Annotated in this window: 14 protein-coding genes and 3 pseudogenes; 3 read left to right on the top strand and 14 right to left on the bottom strand. The window is 60.5% G+C overall.

What is annotated here, in order from left to right; genetic code table 11:
- Positions 1 to 72 precede the first annotated feature (72 nt).
- The 4 genes from AC0MAZ_RS17930 to AC0MAZ_RS17945 form a co-directional block, all read right to left on the bottom strand.
- Positions 73 to 3,255, bottom strand: a complete 3,183-nt coding sequence (locus tag AC0MAZ_RS17930; protein ID WP_475858760.1) for an efflux RND transporter permease subunit — start codon at positions 3,253 to 3,255, stop codon at positions 73 to 75.
- 18 nt (positions 3,256 to 3,273) lie between these two features.
- Positions 3,274 to 4,425 carry an efflux RND transporter periplasmic adaptor subunit gene (locus AC0MAZ_RS17935; protein WP_203652502.1) on the bottom strand — a complete coding sequence of 384 codons (1,152 nt, stop codon included), beginning with the start codon at positions 4,423 to 4,425 and terminating at the stop codon, positions 3,274 to 3,276.
- A 45-nt stretch (positions 4,426 to 4,470) separates the two neighbouring features.
- Positions 4,471 to 4,704 (bottom strand): hypothetical protein, encoded by a 234-nt coding sequence (locus tag AC0MAZ_RS17940; protein ID WP_475858761.1) that lies wholly within the window; start codon positions 4,702 to 4,704, stop codon positions 4,471 to 4,473.
- 130 nt (positions 4,705 to 4,834) lie between these two features.
- Positions 4,835 to 5,275, bottom strand: coding sequence for a carboxymuconolactone decarboxylase family protein (locus AC0MAZ_RS17945; protein WP_110737666.1), 441 nt, complete (start codon positions 5,273 to 5,275; stop codon positions 4,835 to 4,837).
- A gap of 113 nt (positions 5,276 to 5,388) precedes the next feature.
- On the opposite strand from AC0MAZ_RS17945, the gene AC0MAZ_RS17950 reads away from it, so the two are divergent.
- Entirely contained in the window at positions 5,389 to 6,318 is a 930-nt protein-coding gene (locus AC0MAZ_RS17950) for a LysR family transcriptional regulator (RefSeq protein WP_203652500.1), read from the top strand.
- A gap of 41 nt (positions 6,319 to 6,359) precedes the next feature.
- Here the strand turns inward: AC0MAZ_RS17950 and AC0MAZ_RS17955 are convergent, their stop codons facing one another.
- From AC0MAZ_RS17955 to AC0MAZ_RS17990, 8 genes and pseudogenes are all read right to left on the bottom strand, one after another.
- Entirely contained in the window at positions 6,360 to 6,872 is a 513-nt protein-coding gene (locus AC0MAZ_RS17955; RefSeq protein ID WP_475858762.1) for a GrpB family protein, read from the bottom strand.
- Between the two features lie 79 nt (positions 6,873 to 6,951).
- On the bottom strand, positions 6,952 to 7,494 hold the full coding sequence (locus AC0MAZ_RS17960) for an AAA family ATPase (protein ID WP_110737660.1): 543 nt from the start codon (positions 7,492 to 7,494) through the stop codon (positions 6,952 to 6,954).
- Between the two features lie 132 nt (positions 7,495 to 7,626).
- A complete protein-coding gene (locus tag AC0MAZ_RS17965; protein ID WP_475858763.1) occupies positions 7,627 to 10,050 on the bottom strand; it encodes a TonB-dependent siderophore receptor in 2,424 nt (807 codons plus the stop codon).
- Positions 10,051 to 10,123: 73 nt separating this feature from the next.
- Positions 10,124 to 11,083 carry a FecR family protein gene (locus AC0MAZ_RS17970; RefSeq protein WP_475858764.1) on the bottom strand — a complete coding sequence of 320 codons (960 nt, stop codon included), beginning with the start codon at positions 11,081 to 11,083 and terminating at the stop codon, positions 10,124 to 10,126.
- Positions 11,083 to 11,601 (bottom strand): sigma-70 family RNA polymerase sigma factor, encoded by a 519-nt coding sequence (locus AC0MAZ_RS17975; RefSeq protein ID WP_110737654.1) that lies wholly within the window; start codon positions 11,599 to 11,601, stop codon positions 11,083 to 11,085. Before AC0MAZ_RS17975 ends, AC0MAZ_RS17970 begins: the two co-directional genes overlap by 1 nt.
- Positions 11,602 to 11,764: 163 nt before the next feature.
- Positions 11,765 to 12,620: pseudogene (locus tag AC0MAZ_RS17980) on the bottom strand (IS5-like element ISPsp10 family transposase).
- A 316-nt stretch (positions 12,621 to 12,936) separates the two neighbouring features.
- Positions 12,937 to 13,572 carry a hypothetical protein gene (locus tag AC0MAZ_RS17985; protein WP_232856103.1) on the bottom strand — a complete coding sequence of 212 codons (636 nt, stop codon included), beginning with the start codon at positions 13,570 to 13,572 and terminating at the stop codon, positions 12,937 to 12,939.
- Between the two features lie 249 nt (positions 13,573 to 13,821).
- Positions 13,822 to 14,943, bottom strand: a complete 1,122-nt coding sequence (locus AC0MAZ_RS17990; RefSeq protein ID WP_475858765.1) for a hypothetical protein — start codon at positions 14,941 to 14,943, stop codon at positions 13,822 to 13,824.
- Positions 14,944 to 15,131: 188 nt separating this feature from the next.
- Between AC0MAZ_RS17990 and AC0MAZ_RS17995 the strand changes: the two are divergent.
- Positions 15,132 to 15,281: pseudogene (locus AC0MAZ_RS17995) on the top strand (MFS transporter); the annotation flags it as partial.
- 175 nt (positions 15,282 to 15,456) lie between these two features.
- Here the strand turns inward: AC0MAZ_RS17995 and chrA are convergent.
- Both chrA and AC0MAZ_RS18005 read right to left on the bottom strand, forming a co-directional pair.
- Complete coding sequence (gene chrA / locus AC0MAZ_RS18000) at positions 15,457 to 16,809, bottom strand: chromate efflux transporter (RefSeq protein ID WP_232856105.1); 1,353 nt, start codon at positions 16,807 to 16,809, stop codon at positions 15,457 to 15,459.
- Positions 16,810 to 16,949: 140 nt separating this feature from the next.
- A pseudogene (locus AC0MAZ_RS18005) lies at positions 16,950 to 17,105 on the bottom strand (ATP-binding protein); the annotation flags it as partial.
- A gap of 394 nt (positions 17,106 to 17,499) precedes the next feature.
- Here AC0MAZ_RS18005 and AC0MAZ_RS18010 point away from each other — a divergent pair.
- Positions 17,500 to 17,775, top strand: a complete 276-nt coding sequence (locus tag AC0MAZ_RS18010) for a hypothetical protein (RefSeq protein ID WP_232856106.1) — start codon at positions 17,500 to 17,502, stop codon at positions 17,773 to 17,775.
- The last annotated feature ends 52 nt before the right edge of the window (positions 17,776 to 17,827 follow it).

Raw genomic sequence — 17,827 nt, forward strand, 5'->3', positions numbered from 1 at the left:
ATCCAGTATTAACGGCTGCAAAACCAAGGGCAATTTGCACGCCTGGAAATCGATGGCTCCGGCACTCGACACCTAGTTGCGCGGCGGTATGTTCAGCATACTGTCCTGCGCCACCCCGGAAGGATGTACAGGAATGCCTGCGCCGAGCTTTCTCAGCACGACATAGAACACCGGCGTCAGGAACAAGCCGAACAACGTCACGCCAAGCATTCCGCAGAACACCGTGACGCCCGTGGCATGACGCACCTCGCTACCCGCACCGCTGCCGAGCAGAAGCGGTACGGCGCCAGCGATGAATGCCACCGAGGTCATCACGATCGGCCGCAGCCGCAACCGGCAGGCCTGCAAAGCGGCATCCACCGTGCCTCGCCCCTGCATTTCCAGCTCCCGGGCAAACTCGACGATCAGGATCGCGTTCTTGCAGGCCAGCCCCATGAGCACCACCAGGCCAACCTGGACGAACACGTTGTTGTCCCCACCGACCAGCCAGACGCCGCTCAGCGCCGCGAACATGCAGATGGGCACGATCAGGATGACCGCCAGCGGCAAGGTCCAGCTTTCGTAGAGTGCCGCCAGCACAAGGAAGGCAAGCATGACCGCGACTGGAAACACGATCGCCGCGGTATTGGCCTGGGTGACCTGCTGATAGCTCAGGTCCGTCCATTGCAGCTCTATGCCCCGTGGCAGCGTGCGGGCCGCGATCGCTTGCAGCTTGGCGATGACCTCGCCCGACGACATCACAGTCGGGTCGGCATCGCCGATCAGGTCTGCAGCGGGATAGCCGTTGTAGCGCATCACCGGATCCGGGCCGAAGGTCGGCACGATATCGACAACCGCGCCGATGGGGACCATGTCGCCCCGGCGGTTTCGCACATGCAGGTTACCGATGTCCTGCGCCGTCTGGCGCAAGCTCGAGTCGGCCTGGGCGACCACTCGATACACCCGGCCAAACAGGTTGAAGTCGTTCACGTAGACCGACCCGAGGTAGGCCTGCAAGGTCTCGAAGATGGCCGTCAGTTCCACGCCTTGAGCTTGCGCCTTGGTACGGTCGACCTTGACGTCAAGTTGCGGAATGTTGGACTGGTAGGAACTGACCGGGAAGGTCATGCCCGGGGTACTGGCAACCTCGCCCTGGAACCTGGCGAGCGCCTGCTGCAACGCGGCATAGCCCAGCCCGCCCCGGTCGGTGAGAAACAGCGAGTAGCCGGAGCCGTTGCCCAACCCCTGGATCGGCGGCGGCAGCAACGCGTAGGCGGCACCGTCCTTGATCGCCGCGAACCTGGCGTTGAGCTCGGCATTGATATCCGCCGCGCTGCGCGTGCGCTCGGCAAAGGGCTTGAGCAGGACATACGCGGTCACCAGGTTCGGCGTGGTGGTGCTCTGCAGCGCATTCAGGCCGACATAGGAGTTGGCGTAATCGACGCCCTCCACGCTCGAGGCGATTGCCGACATCTGCCGGGCGACGGCCTCGGAGCGGGACAGCGACGCACCGGGTGGCAGTGTGGCCCCGGCAAACAGGTAGAGCTTGTCCTGATTGGGAATGAAACCACCCGGTATCGTCTTGAACAGCACCCCGGTAGCCCCCAGCAATGCGGCGTAGACCACGAACACCAGCCCTTTGCGCGGCAGCAACCGCGCAACGCTGCCTTCGTAACGTGCCGAGCTGCGATTGAAGAACCGATTGAACGGGCGCAACAGCCAGCCCAGGGTGTAATCCATCCCACGGGTCAGCCGATCCCTGGGGCTGTCGTGATGACGCAGCAGCTTGGCCGCCAGGGCGGGCGACAGGGTCAGCGAGTTGATCGTCGAAATCACCGTGGAAATGGCGATCGTGACCGCGAATTGCTTGTAGAACTGCCCCGTGACACCGCTCATGAATGCCATCGGGATGAACACGGCACACAGCACCAGGCCGATAGCGATAATGGGGCCTGACACTTCACGCATGGCCTGGTGCGCCGCCTGGAGCGGCGCCAGGCCAAGCGCGATGTTGCGCTCGACGTTTTCCACCACGACGATGGCGTCGTCCACCACGATACCGATGGCCAATACCATGCCGAACAAGGTGAGGGTGTTGATCGAATAGCCGAGCAGGTAGAGAAACGCGAACGTGCCGACAATCGAGACCGGCACGGCGATCAGCGGGATGATCGAGGCGCGCCAGGTCTGCAGGAACAGCACGACCACCAGCACGATCAGCACCATCGCTTCGAGCAAGGTGTGCTGGACGGCGTTGATCGATTCACGAACGAACACCGTCGGGTCCCAGACCGGGGCGTAGCGCACACCCTCGGGGAAATCCTTGGCCAACCCGTCGAGCTTCGCATACACCGTGTTGGCGACATCGATGGCGTTGGCCCCGGGCGTCAGGAAGATCCCGATGGCAACTTCCTGGTTCTTGCCGCGAAACACGCGCATCGTGTAGTCGCCCGAGTCCAGTTGCACGCGGGCGACATCGGCAAGGCGGGTGACCTGTCCGTCGCTCCCGCTCTTGAGGATGACATCGGCGAACTCCTGTTCAGTCTTCAGGCGGCCCTGGACGTTGATCGAGACCAGGAACTCCGTATCCTGCGGAGCAGGCTCGGCCCCCAGCTGGCCCGCGGAAACCTGCACGTTCTGCTGGCGGATCGCGCCGATCGCATCCTGAGCGGTGAGGCCACGGGCGGCCAACTTGTTCGGGTCGAGCCAGATGCGCATGGCGTAGTCGCCCGAACCGTAGAGCACGACGTCGCCGATGCCTTGGATGCGCGCCAGCTCATCCTTCACGTGCAAGCGCAGATAGTTGCGCAGGTAGAGCGCATCGAACTGGTCGTTGTCGGAATACATGTCCACATACATCAGCGGCGTCGGTGACTGCTTCTGGGTGGTGATGCCATATTGGCGCACCGACTCCGGCAAACGCGAAAGGGCCTGGCTGACACGGTTCTGAACGCGAACGGCAGCGGTGTCGGGGTCGACCTTCGAATTGAAGGTGACGACCACCTGCAGGGTGCCATCGGAGCTGGCCACGGACTTCATGTACACCATGTCCTCGACCCCGGTGATCGACTCCTCCAGCGTAACGGCAACCGACTCGGCAATTTCCTTGGGGTTGGCGCCAGGATAGGTCGCTTTCACCACCACGGTGGGCGGCACCACTTCCGGGTACTCTCCGACCGGCAACAGTGGCATGGCGATCAGGCCCGCAGCGAAAATAACGACCGACAGGACGATGGCAAAGATCGGCCTGTCGATGAAGAATCTAGAGAAATCCATGGTGGGAGCCTTTGCGGATCATCGTCCGTCATGACGGGTGCTGGAAACTTTCAGCTCATCGTTTTCAGGCGCGAGCACATTGGGCAGGACCGGGGTTCCCGAGGCATAGATCTGCTGCAGTCCGGAAACGATGACCTGCTCGTCCGAGGCCAGGCCCACCGTGATGACGCGTTGCTTGCCGAGCAGCCTGCCGGTTTCGACGTAGCGCTTTTCGGCCGTCTTCGCGCCGCTGAGCACATACACATACTGCTTGTCCTGGTCGGTCAGGATGGCCCGATCAGGTACCACGACGACTTGCACCGCCTCGCCTGGCGAGAACCGGACCTTGGCGAACAGGCCTGGGGTCAAGTGCCTGTCCGGGTTGCGCACGGTGGCGCGCGCGCGGATCGTACCGGTCGCGGCGTCCACTTCGTTGTCCACGAACGTCAGCTCACCTTCGTACGCAAAGCCGTCGTCAGTCGCCAGGCCAATACGCACCGCGGCCTTCGCCGAGGTCGTGAGTGTTTTGCGGTAGTTCAGGTAACTGTGCTCATCGGGGTCGAAGTAGACATGGACCGGATCCTGCGACACGACCGAGGTCAGCACGGACTGATCCGCTACCGCGAGGTTGCCAACGGTCAGCCGAGCGCGGCTGGTACGGCCGTCGATGGGCGATCGAACCTCGGTGAACTCAAGGTTCAATGCCGCGGTGGCAACTGCAGATTCGGCGGCGTGTACCTCGGCAACGCCCTGCTCGTAGGCCGTGCGCCGCTGCTCGGCGAGTTCCTTCGAAACGGCGTTGGCGCTGATGAGCTTTTGCGCGCGCAGGTCTTGCTGCCTGGCAAACGCCAGCGAAACACGCGCCCGCTCCAGCTGGGCGCGCGCGCTGTCCAACGCGGCGCGGTAGGGACGCTGGTCGATGACGAAAAGCAGATCGCCCTTGCTGACCTCGCGCCCTTCGCCATAGGCCACCTTGGTGATGTATCCGCCCACCCGGGGAAGGATCGCCACCGACTCCATGGCTGCCACGCGACCATTGAAGCTGTCCCAATATCTGACGCTTCTGACCTTCGCGTTCACGACATCGACAGCGGCAGGGCTGGCGACGATCGACTCGGGTTCTTTGCTGCAACCGCTGGCAAGCAAGGCAGCGATGATGATTGCGGTAACGCTGACGGAAGGGGCGCGCACAGGGCTGTCCTTTCTAAATCGGTGAATGACGAGGGCGTTTGCAGGTCAATCTGCAGTCGTTGCATGGCTCGCCGGGATATCACCGGACGCCCTTTCCATTGACGGTTCTAAGGCCTCACGCTCACGTTGCTCACGCGCGGCGCGATCCTTGGCCTGTTGCGCGAACACCGCCTTGTTGTGATCGTGAAAGCGCTTCGCGGCCTGCGCCCCATCTTCGGCATGGGCGAACAACGGCAACGCCAGCGCAACGATTGCCGTGAAGTTGCTGAGTGGGTTCATGTCGTTTCCTCGAATGGCGCGCGCAGAACGGCGCCAACTGAACTTCATCAGTTTGCAAACGGGATCTATGGAAATACCGGGTGGAACTCAGTCGGCGAGCAAGTGAAATGCCGAGCTCCAGCGGGTGGGCTTACTGCGGTTGCATGGCGAAACCAACGCCAAAACGGTTCCAGGCGTTGATAGCCGCGATGACGAACGTCAACTCGGACAGTTCCTGCGGGTTGAACTGGGTGGCCACGGTTTCGTAGATCTCGTCGGGGGCATGCCGCTCGGCCACCAGGGTCAGTGTCTCGGCCCACAACAGGGCCGCACGCTCACGCGCATCGAAGAACGGCGTTTCCTTCCAGACACTGATGGCCATCAACCGCCGTGGGGTTTCTCCGGCTTTCAAAGCATCACTGGCGTGCATGTCGATGCAGTAGGCGCAGCCGTTGATCTGCGAGGCGCGAATCCGTACCAGCTCACGCAACGCGGCGGGCAGGATCGATTGGGAGACCGCCTTTTCCAGGCCCATCATGGCTTTCATCGCTTGAGGGGCCGCTTCGTAGTAGTTGATGCGTTTGTTGCTCATGGGTGTTCTCCGACAGTTTGGCCACGACGTGCCGTGGCATGGGCGTACTGTAGGAAAAGCAAATACTCGGATAAACTAGGTTGAATCGTTTTGTTTTTACGGAAATACGGACAATGGCTTTGGACCGTTTGGAGGCCATGCGCGCGTTCTGCCGTATCGTCGAGGTAGGCAGTTTCAGCGGCGCAGCAGAGTCGCTGGGTTTGGCCAAGACGACGATCTCAGGGCAGCTGCAGGCGTTGGAAGCGCTGCTGGGGATCAAGCTTCTGCACCGCACCACCCGCAAGGTCTCCCCTACTACAGAAGGCGCCGCGTACTACGCCCGGGCGCGCGCGGTCATCGACGACGTAGACGAACTGGAGGCCTCGGTATCCCAGAGCCGCAACGTCGTGCGTGGCCGGGTGCGCATCGAAATGCCGTCACCGGTCGGGATATTGTTCATCGTGCCGGCGCTGCCCGATTTCACCGCCAGGTTCCCGGAGATTCATCTCGACATCGGCTGCAGCGAGCGCGTCGTGGACCTTGTCCAGGAGGGCGTCGACTGCGCGATTCGTGGTGGCGTGGTCGCAGACCAGGACCTGGTCTGCCGCCCGATAGGCCAGATGCGCTTCTGCTTTTGCGCCTCACCCTCCTACCTGGCGGCGGCAGAGCCGATCCAGACGCCTGTGGACTTGCCACGACACAAGCACCTGGGCTTCAAGTTTCCCGCCACGGACAGGCGATACGTCCCGACCCTTACCCGCGGAACCGAGCACTTCACCCTGGATCATCCGCCAAGCATGTACTTCAACAACGGCAGTGCCACGGCCGCCGCCACGGTCGCCGGCCTGGGCGTCGCATTCCTGCCCAGGGCGGAGGCCGAGCCTCACTTCAGAAGTGGCGCCCTGGTCGAGGTCCTGCCGCACTGGCAGATGGCGAGCATGCCCCTGTCCATCGTCTATCCCTACACGCGGCATTTGTCGGCGAGAGTAAGAGCGTTCGCCGACTGGGTGACTGCGTTGATGGCGAGCGATCCCCTGTGGTCGCAGTTTGAAAAAGCATCGTAAGCAGCCGGTTTCGAGTGGTCGAACAGCGTTATGGCTGACCATCACCACCGCCTGAGACCGACCTCGAGCAACGCCGCAATGATAAACGGCCCCTTCTTCTCCAGGTACTCAGCCATACCGCCGGTGTTGGTAGCCTCCAGCTCGATCTTGAGGTCTTGGTATCGCTGCCGGAGAGAGGCGTCGTTCCTGAGCAGATCCCTGAACGTCAGCATCTGGATGACTGAATCGTGACCACACCTACAAATGTGGATCTTGTGGGTGCGAACCTCGCCAACATTGCGACGGTAGAAATGGTGTCCTGGCGACAGATCACTGCCGCGTACATACCCCAGGCTGAGCAACACCTCGTCTCGGGCTGCCTCATTGCGATGCTCTGAAACCTCGATCAGCACATCGATCTCAGGCTTGGCCGCGAGTTGCGGGACAGCCGTGCTGCCCACATGGTGGATGGCGAGAAGTTCATCACCGAATGCCGAAGCGAGCAGCACTTTGTCCGCCTGGTACCGTTGCGCCCATTCAGGGTTGTAGGTCGTGATCTTGCTGGTCAGCGCCATGGGCCATCCTTGGGCAGGTTAAAACGTTCTGACACGCTTCACGGCAGACGTCTGCCGCCAATCAAGCGCAATCGAGTCTCTAGTGGCCTTGCACTGCCTGATCAGGCTGCGCACCCAGACTCGCGAGAAAAACCTCGGTATCCCGATTCGACCGCAGGCAGACCACGCGACACCCAGACGGCGCCGTCGCCACGAATCGCTTCATCGCCTCCCGAGACGAGGTTTTCGTCCGCCACATGAACCTGAAGAACTCCGGCAGGTTGGCCAGCAGTTCCGGACAGTCGTCCGGCAGGTCGGGCCGAGAGCGACCGCGGTTCAGCGCCGTTCTGAGGAGCACGCGCCAGAATCGAAGCGGCGCCGAGCGATCGATCCATATCAGCATGTCGGCGCGGGCCAGCCGGTTGTTCCATGTGGTCGAGTGTCCGCCTTCGAAGATCCAGCGCTCACGGGCCTCGACCTCATGGCAAAGACGCGTCTTCTCGTCCCGGCTGCGCTCGACCCACCCTGGCTGCCAGTGAATCGTGTCGATATGCACGACCGGCAAGCCCGTGCGCTCGCCAAGCTTACGCGCCAGAGTACTTTTCCCGGACCCTGGCTGGCCAATGATCATCACCCGTTGCATTGAAGCTCCTTCTCGCCATGCCTGCTGAATTTTGGGCGCGCGATTCTACGGCAATCAGCGACGCGGTCAACTGCATGCGTACTTGCAAGGGCATCGGTACAAGACGGGTGAAGCGCCACCCCAGGCCTTTGATCAATATTGGTAGCGCAAGGTAACCGCAAAATTGCGAGGATCACCGTAGTACAGGCCACCGAAATTGTTCGAAGTGGGTAACGACTGGTAGTACGTCTTGTCCAGCACGTTGTTGAGGTTGTACTGCACACTGAACTGTTGGTTGATCTGATAATGGGCATGCAAGTTGAGCAAGGCGTAGCCACCCTGTTCAATCGTGTACCCGGTCACATCGGCGGCGGTGCGGCTCTGGGCATACACATCACCGCCCACACGCCATTGGTCGAGGACACCGGGCAAGCGGTAGTCTGTCGACACCTTGAGCAGGCGCCGCGGGATCTTGCGATAGTAGTCCGAGCCCTTGTTACCGCCGGCCACATACTCCGGATCACTGTAGGTGTAGCCCGCGCTGACGTTCCAGTTCTCCAATGGTTCGCCTGAAATCTCCAGCTCGAAGCCGCGGTTACGCACTTTTGCGCCGGCTTCATAGCACTTGCTCGTACCGGTCACGCCGCAGGTGGGCGACACCGACAGTGCCTCGGGCATGTTTTCCAGGTTGGTCTGGAAAATCGCCAGGGAGGTGTTCAGGTGGCCGTCGAAGTACTCACCCTTGATACCGGTTTCGTAGTTCTCGCCTTCGATCGGATCAAGCAGGGTATTGCCGACACCATAGTAACTCTGTGTCTTGTAGATCTCGGTGTAGCTGGCATACCAGGTGTGGTGTTTGTCCAGGTCCAGTACCAACCCCGCGTAGGGCACCAGCCGGCCATTCTCGCGGTATTGATCATTGGTATAGGGGCTGCCCACCTTGTAGTCCGACCAACTCACCCGCGTGCCGAGGATCAGACTAAGGTCATCAGTGAGGCTGAAGCGCGAGGCGCCGTACAGGCCACGCTCCTTGCGCGTGTAGTTGTAGTCCGCGCCGATGGCATTGAGGATGGGGCTGGGCAGCGCACTGTAGTCGAAGTCGGTGATGTTGATCGTCGGGTTGTTGGTGGCACTCTTGATCACCGCGTCGAACTGGTCCTGGCGCGTGTTGGCCCCAAGCATCAGCTGATGTTTGCGCCCGAACAGCTCGAAGGGGCCGGTCGCGTAGAGATCCAGCGCAAACTGGGTGTCTTCGTAGTCGGCCTGGGAGACGGTCATCCGATAGTTGTCACCCGATACCCGGTTCGGATACGCGGAGAGAAAGTCGGCGTCCGACCAGATCGCGTTCATGGCCAGGGTCACCTTCCACTCGTTGTCGAAGGTGTGCGTGACATCGCTGAACAGCGTGTAGTTGTTGCGATCCAGATGGGCCCACTTGCCGTTGAGGTTGGTGGAACGCGAAAGCGGATAGAAAGAGCCGTTACTGCGGGTATTCAAGCCGCCCCAGTCATAGCCGTTCTGGTTGTCCTTCTGGATCGTGGCGCCGACCGTCAGCACGGTGGCGTCGTCAAGATCCGCTTCGCCGACCAGGTAGAGCAACTGGTTGTCCCGTCCGGAGCCGTCCTTGTAGCTGTTGGCGTTGTTGTAATAAGCCACTGCGCGGCCGCGAACATTGCCCGTGGGGGTCAAAGGCCCGGACACATCCACCTGGCTACGATAATTGTCCCAGGAGCCTGCCCCCAGCTCCGCGCCCAGGCGAAAGTCCTGGGTCGGTCGCTTGCGCACCAGGTTGATTGCCGCCGACGGGTTGCCCGTCCCCTGCAGCAAGCCGTTGGCCCCGCGTACGACTTCGACACGGTCGTAAATCGCCATGTTCGAAGTGGACATGACGTCCATGGAGTAGTTTTCCGAGATATTGGTCGGAATACCGTCGTATTGCAGATCGCTGATCTCGAAGCCGCGCGAGTAATAGGTAGAGCGGTCAGTGCCGATCTTGGTGAGGGTGATACCGGTCGCCGTGCGCGCGACATCGTCCAGGTTCTGGATGTTCTGGTCGTCCATCTTCTTGCGGGTGATCACCGTCACCGACTGCGGTGTTTCGCGCAGGCTCAGGGCGAGCCTGGTCGCCGTATTGGTTGAGCCCGTTGTGTAGGATCCGCTGCCCTCGGTAGTCGCGCCGAGCACCTTGCCGGAAATGGTGGTCGCCCCGAGCTCGAGTGCGTCTGTAACCGGCGATGCCTGCAGGAGTTGATAACCATCCTGGGTCGGGCTTGCCACCAGCCCCGAGCCCAGCAACGCCTGGGCAAAACCGCCTTCGATGGTGAAGCTGCCTCGAACGCCCGGGCTGGTCAAACCTTGCACCTGGCGGGATTCGAACGAGATGGGGGCGCCGCTGGCCTGTGCGTAACGACTGAGTACTTCACCCAATGGGCCGGCAGCGATGTCATATCGCTGCACGATCTGCTCGGCCAAGGCGCTGGCAGGCAGCACCAGCGGTGCCGCACAAAGGGCCAGGCGCACGGCCAGGCAGAGGCTGCGCGAGGTGGAACGCGGCAGCGCTCGAATCGGCGAGTTCATGTTTTCGATACTCCTGATGGTGTTGGCCATGGGAGGACGGGCGAAAATCGAAAACACGAAATGATTATTGAAATTATTTACTCACCGCATTGGGCTTCAGGGTCACCCGGGTTATCCACGGGGTGTACTGGCTGACCTCGATCGGCAAGGTGCGTTGCAACAGCCGCATCGCCTGGCGTGGATCGTCCAGCGGCAGCATGACCGTGACCCGCAGGCCTGCGAGGGCTTCATGGTCGGCCCACAGCACACCGGGATAATGGCGCGACAAACGCGCGAGCACATCGCTCAGCGGCTGGTCGTCTGCCAGCAGCTGGTGCTTGCGCCACGCCTGCTCAAGGGGTTCTGCCTGCACCTGCTCTACCTTGCCAGGGCCTTCGGCGCTCAGGCGCACGCGTTGGTTGGCGGTCAGGTGCAATGATTGCCCGGCACTGCTGATGGCGGTGGTCGACTCGAACATGACCACCTGCGTCGAGTCGTCCTGTCGCTCCACCGTGAAACGCGTGCCAAGGGCCTGCACACGCCCATGCGCCGTGACCACCACGAACGGGCGAGGATCCTTGGCGACATCGACCAGGACTTCGCCGCGCAGCAGTTCGATCCTGCGTTCGCCAGCGTCGAAGTGCACATCCACTGCCGAGCCCGCGTCCAGGTGGATCTGGCTGTCATCGTCGAGTCGGTGATCGAGCCAATCCCCTGCCGAGGTGCTCAGGTCCGCCAGCAGGTAGCCCTGTTGCCAATAGGTCGTTGCAGCCCACGCCATTGGCACCAGGGCGATCGCCAAGGCCAGTGCCTGAACCTTGTGGCTCAGGGCTTTGCGCGGTGCGTGGCGCAGGGCCGTGACGGCCGCGTGGCGGGGAAGCTGTTGCAGCGAACCCAGACACCCCTGCAAGCGGGCGACCGCCGCGCCATGCTCGGGCGACTCGGCCAGCCAAGCCTGGAATGCTGCCTGCAAGTGCTCATCGGCCTGGTTGTCGAGCAGCACCAGCCATTGCGCCGCTGCGCGCAGGACGGGATCGGCCGTCGTCTCTGCCATCAGCTCATCCCCATGGCGGCATCGCACGCCAGCATGGCTTCGACCAGGTCGGCCTGCACGGTCCTCACCGAGATGCCGTGATGGCGTGCAATGTCATCCTGGGACCAGCCTTCAAGGTGACGCAGGATGAAGGTCTCCCGGACCCTCGCCTTCATGCGTGACAACGCCCGGTCGATACGTTCGAGCAGCTCGATGGCCTGCAGGATCTGTTCGGGAGAAAACGCCTGATCCATGTGCTCGATACTGCGCTCGAGCTCCTCTCTGTAGGCCTGTTCCAGCCGCAAGCGGCGACCGTTGTCGATCAGGATACGACGCGCGATGGTGGCCAGGAACGCTCGAGGTTCACGAGGCGGATCGTAGTGCCCGGCCGTGAGTACACGGTAAAAGGTGTCCTGGGCAAAATCCGAGGCCTGGTGAGGACATTGCAGGCGACGGCGCAGCCACGTCACCAACCAGTGATGGTGCCCTGCATACAGTTCGCCAATTGGGTCGGATGAGGTGGATCGCGGTTTGTCCATGAAAACGGGCAATAAATGAGAATGAATCTAAATTAGCATTTTTGCTTCGCCCTCGCCATGGCCTTGTCGACGACAGCTGTGGGTCGATGACGGCCCCTGGTGACCGGCTGCTCTCGCCCCATAGAGGCCATCCGATGTTGGCCGCTGGCGGCCCAAAGCCGCATTAGGCACTGTACGAAAAGTAATGTCGTAAACACCGCCGCCAGCAAGCCAGCGTAACCATCGCAGCGAAGCTTTCCGCTAGCTTGCAGTAGCGTGTACCCAGGCGGCGGTGCTCCTTCAACCAACCAAATAGCCGTTCGATAGCGTTCCGCTGCCGATACTTGGGCTTGTGTCAAACAGGCGCGGTAAGCCCGGCTTCGGCTTGCGCTTCATGTCACGCAGCGGAATCACCGGCTGCATCCGATAGCGGTCGCAGTATTGCCGCAAGGATTCTGCATCATAGCCTTTGTCGGCCAAGAGCCAGCGGCAGCGCTTGCGTGGCCTACCTCGATTCGAAGGGATGTGGACACCGTCCAGCAGTCGCTGAGCATGGGAGATGTCGCTGGCGTTACCACCTGAGAGCGTGAAGTGGAGTGGGATGCCACGGGCGTCACTGACCATGTGAATTTTCGTCGTCAACCCGCCCCGGCTTCGTCCAAGTGCGTGGTCCGTTGGTTCTTCAGCCCCCCTTTTTTGCCTGCTCCGGCAGAGGCACGGGTGGCCCTCACGGCGGTTGAGTCGATGCACCAGGTGGTCAAGTCAATCTGGCCCTGTGCATTGAGTTTGAGGTGTAACCGCTTGAGCATCTTGTTGAAGGTTCCTTGGTTTCGCCAGTCTCGAAATCGTTGATAGACCGTCGACCAAGGCCCGAATCGTTCAGGCATGTCCCGCCAGGTTGCACCGGAGCACAGCACCCACAACACGCCGTTGAGCATCAAGCGATCGTCAACTCTTGGGCGTCCTGTACGTCGATGTGCGGTAAAGAGATCCGCGACTATTTCCCATTCTGCGTCGGAAAGTTCGTATCGCTTGGGCATGGCAGAATCCTTCGCCTAAAAAGCGAGAACTCTACGGAAAATCAGGCTTCCAGAGGCTCCGGTGAGGTTTCAAAGGTTTTCATACAGAACCTAGAGCGTCTGAAAGGATGTGCAACCCTCCGTTTTGTGTTGGGCATAGCGTTATGTCTGGAGATTTTTCCGTCGGATCATGGTGTACGGACTAACCTTGATGAGAACGTTCCTCCAGCTACCAATTCTTTTGGGGGCGAATATCATGCTTGCAGCGTTGTGGCTGGTGGTTTTGATGGCTTCTAGTACCGGCGTCGGTCAGGTGCCGTAGGACTTCAGACAGATCCTAAGGTATCTCGATCTGTGCCCAATACTGGGTCGCAAATTCACGATGTATTCCAACCGGCGTGCTGATCAATCGAACTTTCGAACCGCGCGGCACGGTGCCCAGACTGGCACGCCCTTGATAATACTGCGAGTCATTCGCTGGCAGGCCGTCGCGAACCACCATGTTACCGAGCACCTGATAGGTAGTGCCTGCCTTCAAGTTTCCAGGCGCAATGACGATGGGTTGGCCTGTCTCAAGCGCCCCGAGTTTAAGCGCACTCCACGCGTTGTCGTAATTGCCAATAAATATATAGCCCTGGCGTGAACCCGGAGAAATTCTTGAAAACTGTGCGGACTGGTCAGACACCGTCTGAGCGGCCTCAGCAATGGCTGCTTGAACGATAGGGGTTTGTGCGCTTGGCGTGCGAGCCTTTAACTCTTCAATTGCGGTCAGCGCAGCATTGAGCTTACTTGCCAAATCACTGACCTCACTTTTGGTTTCCTGAGTAAACTTTATACCTTCAACGCTCAACTCCGACACCACGCCAAATTTTATGCCTAAGGTATGCGTGGCCACTATCAGAGCCAGGAGAATTGAAAACACGGTCAGCGGGTATTTTAGAAGCTCGGTCAAGTTCACTCTCTCATTGTTCATGGCGCGCTCCAACAAGGCATTGTGGGTATCCGTAGTACCCGTTATTAAAGTCACCCATCATCCGAACTGGCCGTGCCACCGAAGCCGGATGAGTCAATAGTAGTTGAGGCTGGAAGATAAAGTAGTCGCTGCATGGCTGCCAAAGAATGGGAATAAATCGGTCTATCCTCCTCACCGACAGACCATCAGTAGCAGAGGCGGCTGCCAACGACCGCAAAGAGATCATGAGCATCGTCCAGGCGTGCATTGTCAGGGAGCAGGAGGCCCCTTGCGCTCGCTTAACACTGCGCGGGCACCATCGTCCTCGATACGGGAGGGGGGCGCCGTGTAGGCTGGGCGCGGACTACCGGATTGCGCGTCAATGCCTATGGCAAAAAGCAGTCCAAGCCCCTGAATGTACTGGACGTGTTCAGCATTCTTGTTGTCGAAAGGAATCATGTCGCCAGATGCCATTTCGAATGCGAGCCGCTTTGGATCAAAAATGACATTGTTGTATTTTTTTTCTATTTCATGCGTATCACGGGTAACGGCAACAGTGCGTTCAATCTCCGCAAGGACTCCTTTTTGACGGAGCTCAAGTAGCTTGTTCAGGTGCTGTTGCGAGAGAAAAGCAGGTCGATAACCGACTGGCAAGGGCCGAGGATCAGTCAGTGATACCTGTGTTGTCGCAGTTCTTCCTCCGTCGATCTTTGCGGTACCGAGCACATCCAGCGAAATGCCGGCGGCACCTAGGACGTCTCTGAGCACACCTAACTTCTTCATGACCTCGTCCAATCGCACTTCGCCTCCGAGCTGACCCGAGCGCTCGACAGTCGCAATCGTTTCGATCGTTTGTTTCGCTGTGAAGACTTGCCCCAACACCAACGCCGCGTTGCCAGAGCCTGGTTGCCGCATAAGTTTCCCGATCGCCGCACAAGCCCGGAGGTTTTTTTTGAATGCAGTCATCAACGCGACATCCGATGCCACGTGAGCCGAAACGTCACGAAAACGAATGGTGACCGAATCGCCCATCTTGACGCCGACACCACCTCCAACCCTGGCCGCTTCTGTGAACTGCGCCTGCACGTTCCCGGACAGATTACCAGCCACGCTTTCCACGGCCTCCTGGAAACGGGATTCTTCCTTGTCGACACTTACATTGTTGAAGCACTCTGCCTGTCGGGCAACATAGCCGCCGAACACATCACGGTACACGTCTCCTGGCTTCTCGCCTGCGGGAAGAAATATTGGAATAACGGGGTCTGGCTGATTACGAAAATAATCGAAGAGAATCGCTTTGAAGTCCTTCAGCGCACCTTCCAATGGTGCGGCATCCGCAGGAGGGGACGCCGACAAACACGCGAACAGGGCAGTGGCGAGTAACGTTTTCATCAGACGCTTCCTTCAGGGCTCCGCTGCCCCAGCACTAAGCCTTAATCTACTGCCCCCCCAGCCATCGTAGATCACAATGCGCCGGATTGTCGGTCTATCTGGTTTAGCCTGACCACCTGCAGGCAACAGGCTGTGAGGCTTTGTTGGGAGGCGTACAGAGGTGTTCTCAAAGCGTCCTATCGATCTGGCTGATGGGATGGCGCACCACCTTCCTGGTCACCGCGCTGGTGGGCATACCGGTGCTGCTGGCGCAGATATTCCTGCTGCCGCGGTTGACCCCGGACAAGGCCATCCGCATCAGCGACCTGCCTGCCCTGTTCGTCAACCCGAAGCAGCGCGGGGCTGTTCAGCCTGGCCACGGCCCTGGTGGGTTGCGGCTTCCTCACGGTGCTGGTGCTGGGGCGTAACGTCAGCAACAGCCTGGCGGCCCAGTTGTCCTGAACGCGCTGCGCAAGAACGTGTGAACCAAGGGGCCGCCTTGCGACCCATCGCGGCTGAAGCCACGCCTGCACATCAGGCGCGCAGCAGGTGGATACAAAGCCCCGCCAGCGCGCTTGCCAGCAGCACCTGGATCACACCACGCTTGTAGCGCAACAGCGCGACCGCGGCGGCGATTGCAATCACCGCTGAAGGCCACTCGAAGGCTCCGGCGAAACCCTGCGGCCACATGACGTGGTAGGCAAAAAACAACGCGAGGTTGATGATCACACCCACCACCGCGGCCGTGATGGCCGTCAGGGGAGCGGTGAATTTCAACTCGTCGTGCGTCGCCTCCACCAGCGGCCCGCCTGCCAGGATGAACAGGAACGAGGGCAGGAAGGTAAACCACGTCACCAGGCTGGCGGCGACCGCGCCCGCCAGAAACGGATGATCGGCTCCGAACATCGGGTGGACATAACCGCCAACGAACCCGACAAACGCCACCACCATGATCAAGGGGCCTGGAGTCGTTTCGCCCAACGCCAGGCCATCGATCATCTGCGTCGGTGATAACCAGCCGTAGTGCCCCACTGCTCCTTGGTATACATACGGCAGCACGGCGTAAGCACCGCCAAAGGTCAACAGTGCGGCCTTGGTAAAGAACCAGCCCATCTGGGTGAGCGTACCTGCCCACCCATATACCAGCGTCAACAGCCCCATCGGCAGCATCCACAGGCCGGCGCCGACCATCAGCAGGCCGACCAGATAGCTCCAGCGAAAGCGTGCATGCACCGGTGTGGGCGTGTCGTCGTCGATCACGGCAGCGCCATGGCTGGCCTTGACTTCACCCTGCTTGCCGCCTGTCGCGAACTGCCCAGGTAGCAGCCTTCCACCCAGGAAGCCGGTGATGGCGGCAATCAGCACAATCAACGGGAAAGGCAGGTTCAGCGCGAATATCGCGACAAACGACGCAGCGGCAATTCCCCACAACCAGCCATTCTTCAGGGCCCGCGAACCAATGCGATGCGCGGCCTGCATGACAATGGCCGTGACCGCCGGCTTGATGCCATAGAAAAGGCCCGCGATCGCAGGTACCTCACCGAAGGCAATGTAGACCCAGGACAGGCCGATCAGGATGAACAGTGAAGGGAGCACGAAAAGCGTCCCCGCAATCACCCCGCCCCAGGTGCGATGCATCAGCCAGCCAATGTAGGTTGCCAATTGCTGGGCTTCCGGCCCTGGAAGCACCATGCAGTAGTTCAAGGCATGCAGAAAGCGCTTCTCGCTGATCCAGCGGCGCCTCTCAACCAGTTCCTGGTGCATGATGGAAATCTGCCCTGCCGGGCCACCGAAACTGATGAACCCAAGCTTGAGCCAGAAGAGGAAAGCCTCGAGCAACCCTATGGAGGGCTGCTCGGCAACACCCTGTGAGGTGGATTCAGCCATCGGTTCTCCTCGGCGGCAAAGGGGGGGATTGTCATTGCTGATGGCCTTACGTGCCAGGGCACGCTCGATGCCAACCGCCTCAGGTAGCTGGGCTACACCAGCGCCTAGATGATAAGCACCGGTCAAGCCAGCACAAGCGCTCATTGCCTGGCGGCCAGCGCAAAGGTCAGGCGAACGCGGGTTCCCTCGTTCGGTGTGCTCTGAATATCCACCTGCCCGCCGAAGCGCTCCATGATGCGTTTGACCATCACCAGCCCCCCCAGACCTCCCTGCTTGGTCGTTGTGAAGGGCTGAAAGAGTCGTTTGCGCTTCGTCTCCAGCCTCTTTCTGGCGATGCCCAAACGCCAGGATCAGGCACCTGTGGCACGGGGCGCGGCCTGGGCGACGTGCCTCGTGTCGTGATCATCGCCGGCGCGTTGTTCTTCGCCACGGCGGTACTGCGCAGCGCGAGTACCAGCTGCAGCTGTGGCTCGACGCGATCGCCGCCGAGCAGGCGGCGAGCACCTTCGCCGCGGTGGGGCTCGTCAATGCCTTGCTGGTCGTCTTGCTGACGCAGTCTCTGATCGCGTTGACCGCTCGTTTCGGCACACTCGCCAACCTGGCCCTGGCGGCCATGTTCTATGGCATCGGATTCGGTGCCTATGCGCTCGTCGAACACACAGCGTTGATCCTGTCGTTCTTTTCTGGACGATGGGCGAGATTCTCGGCGTCACCCAAATCACCGCGTTGATCTCTCAGGAGACCTCATTGCAGACCCAGGCCCGTCTCTTTTCCCTCATCCCCATTCTCCTGGCGGCCGCCAGAATGGTCTCGGTGGGGTTGGGCGCTTCGTTGATTGCCGGCGTCGGGTTCACGCTGAGCTGGAGCCTCTACGGCACGCTGGGGTTGCTGTTCGCAGGCGCCTGCTTGTTGTGGTTCAGCCGTAAAGACGCAGCAGCGCATGCCTCGTCGGCGCAAGAACGTTGAGCAAGGAAGCGAGCAGCCTGTTCCGACTGACCGCTCGCCACACCATTCGACG

The organism is Pseudomonas sp. A (genome assembly GCF_056270345.1).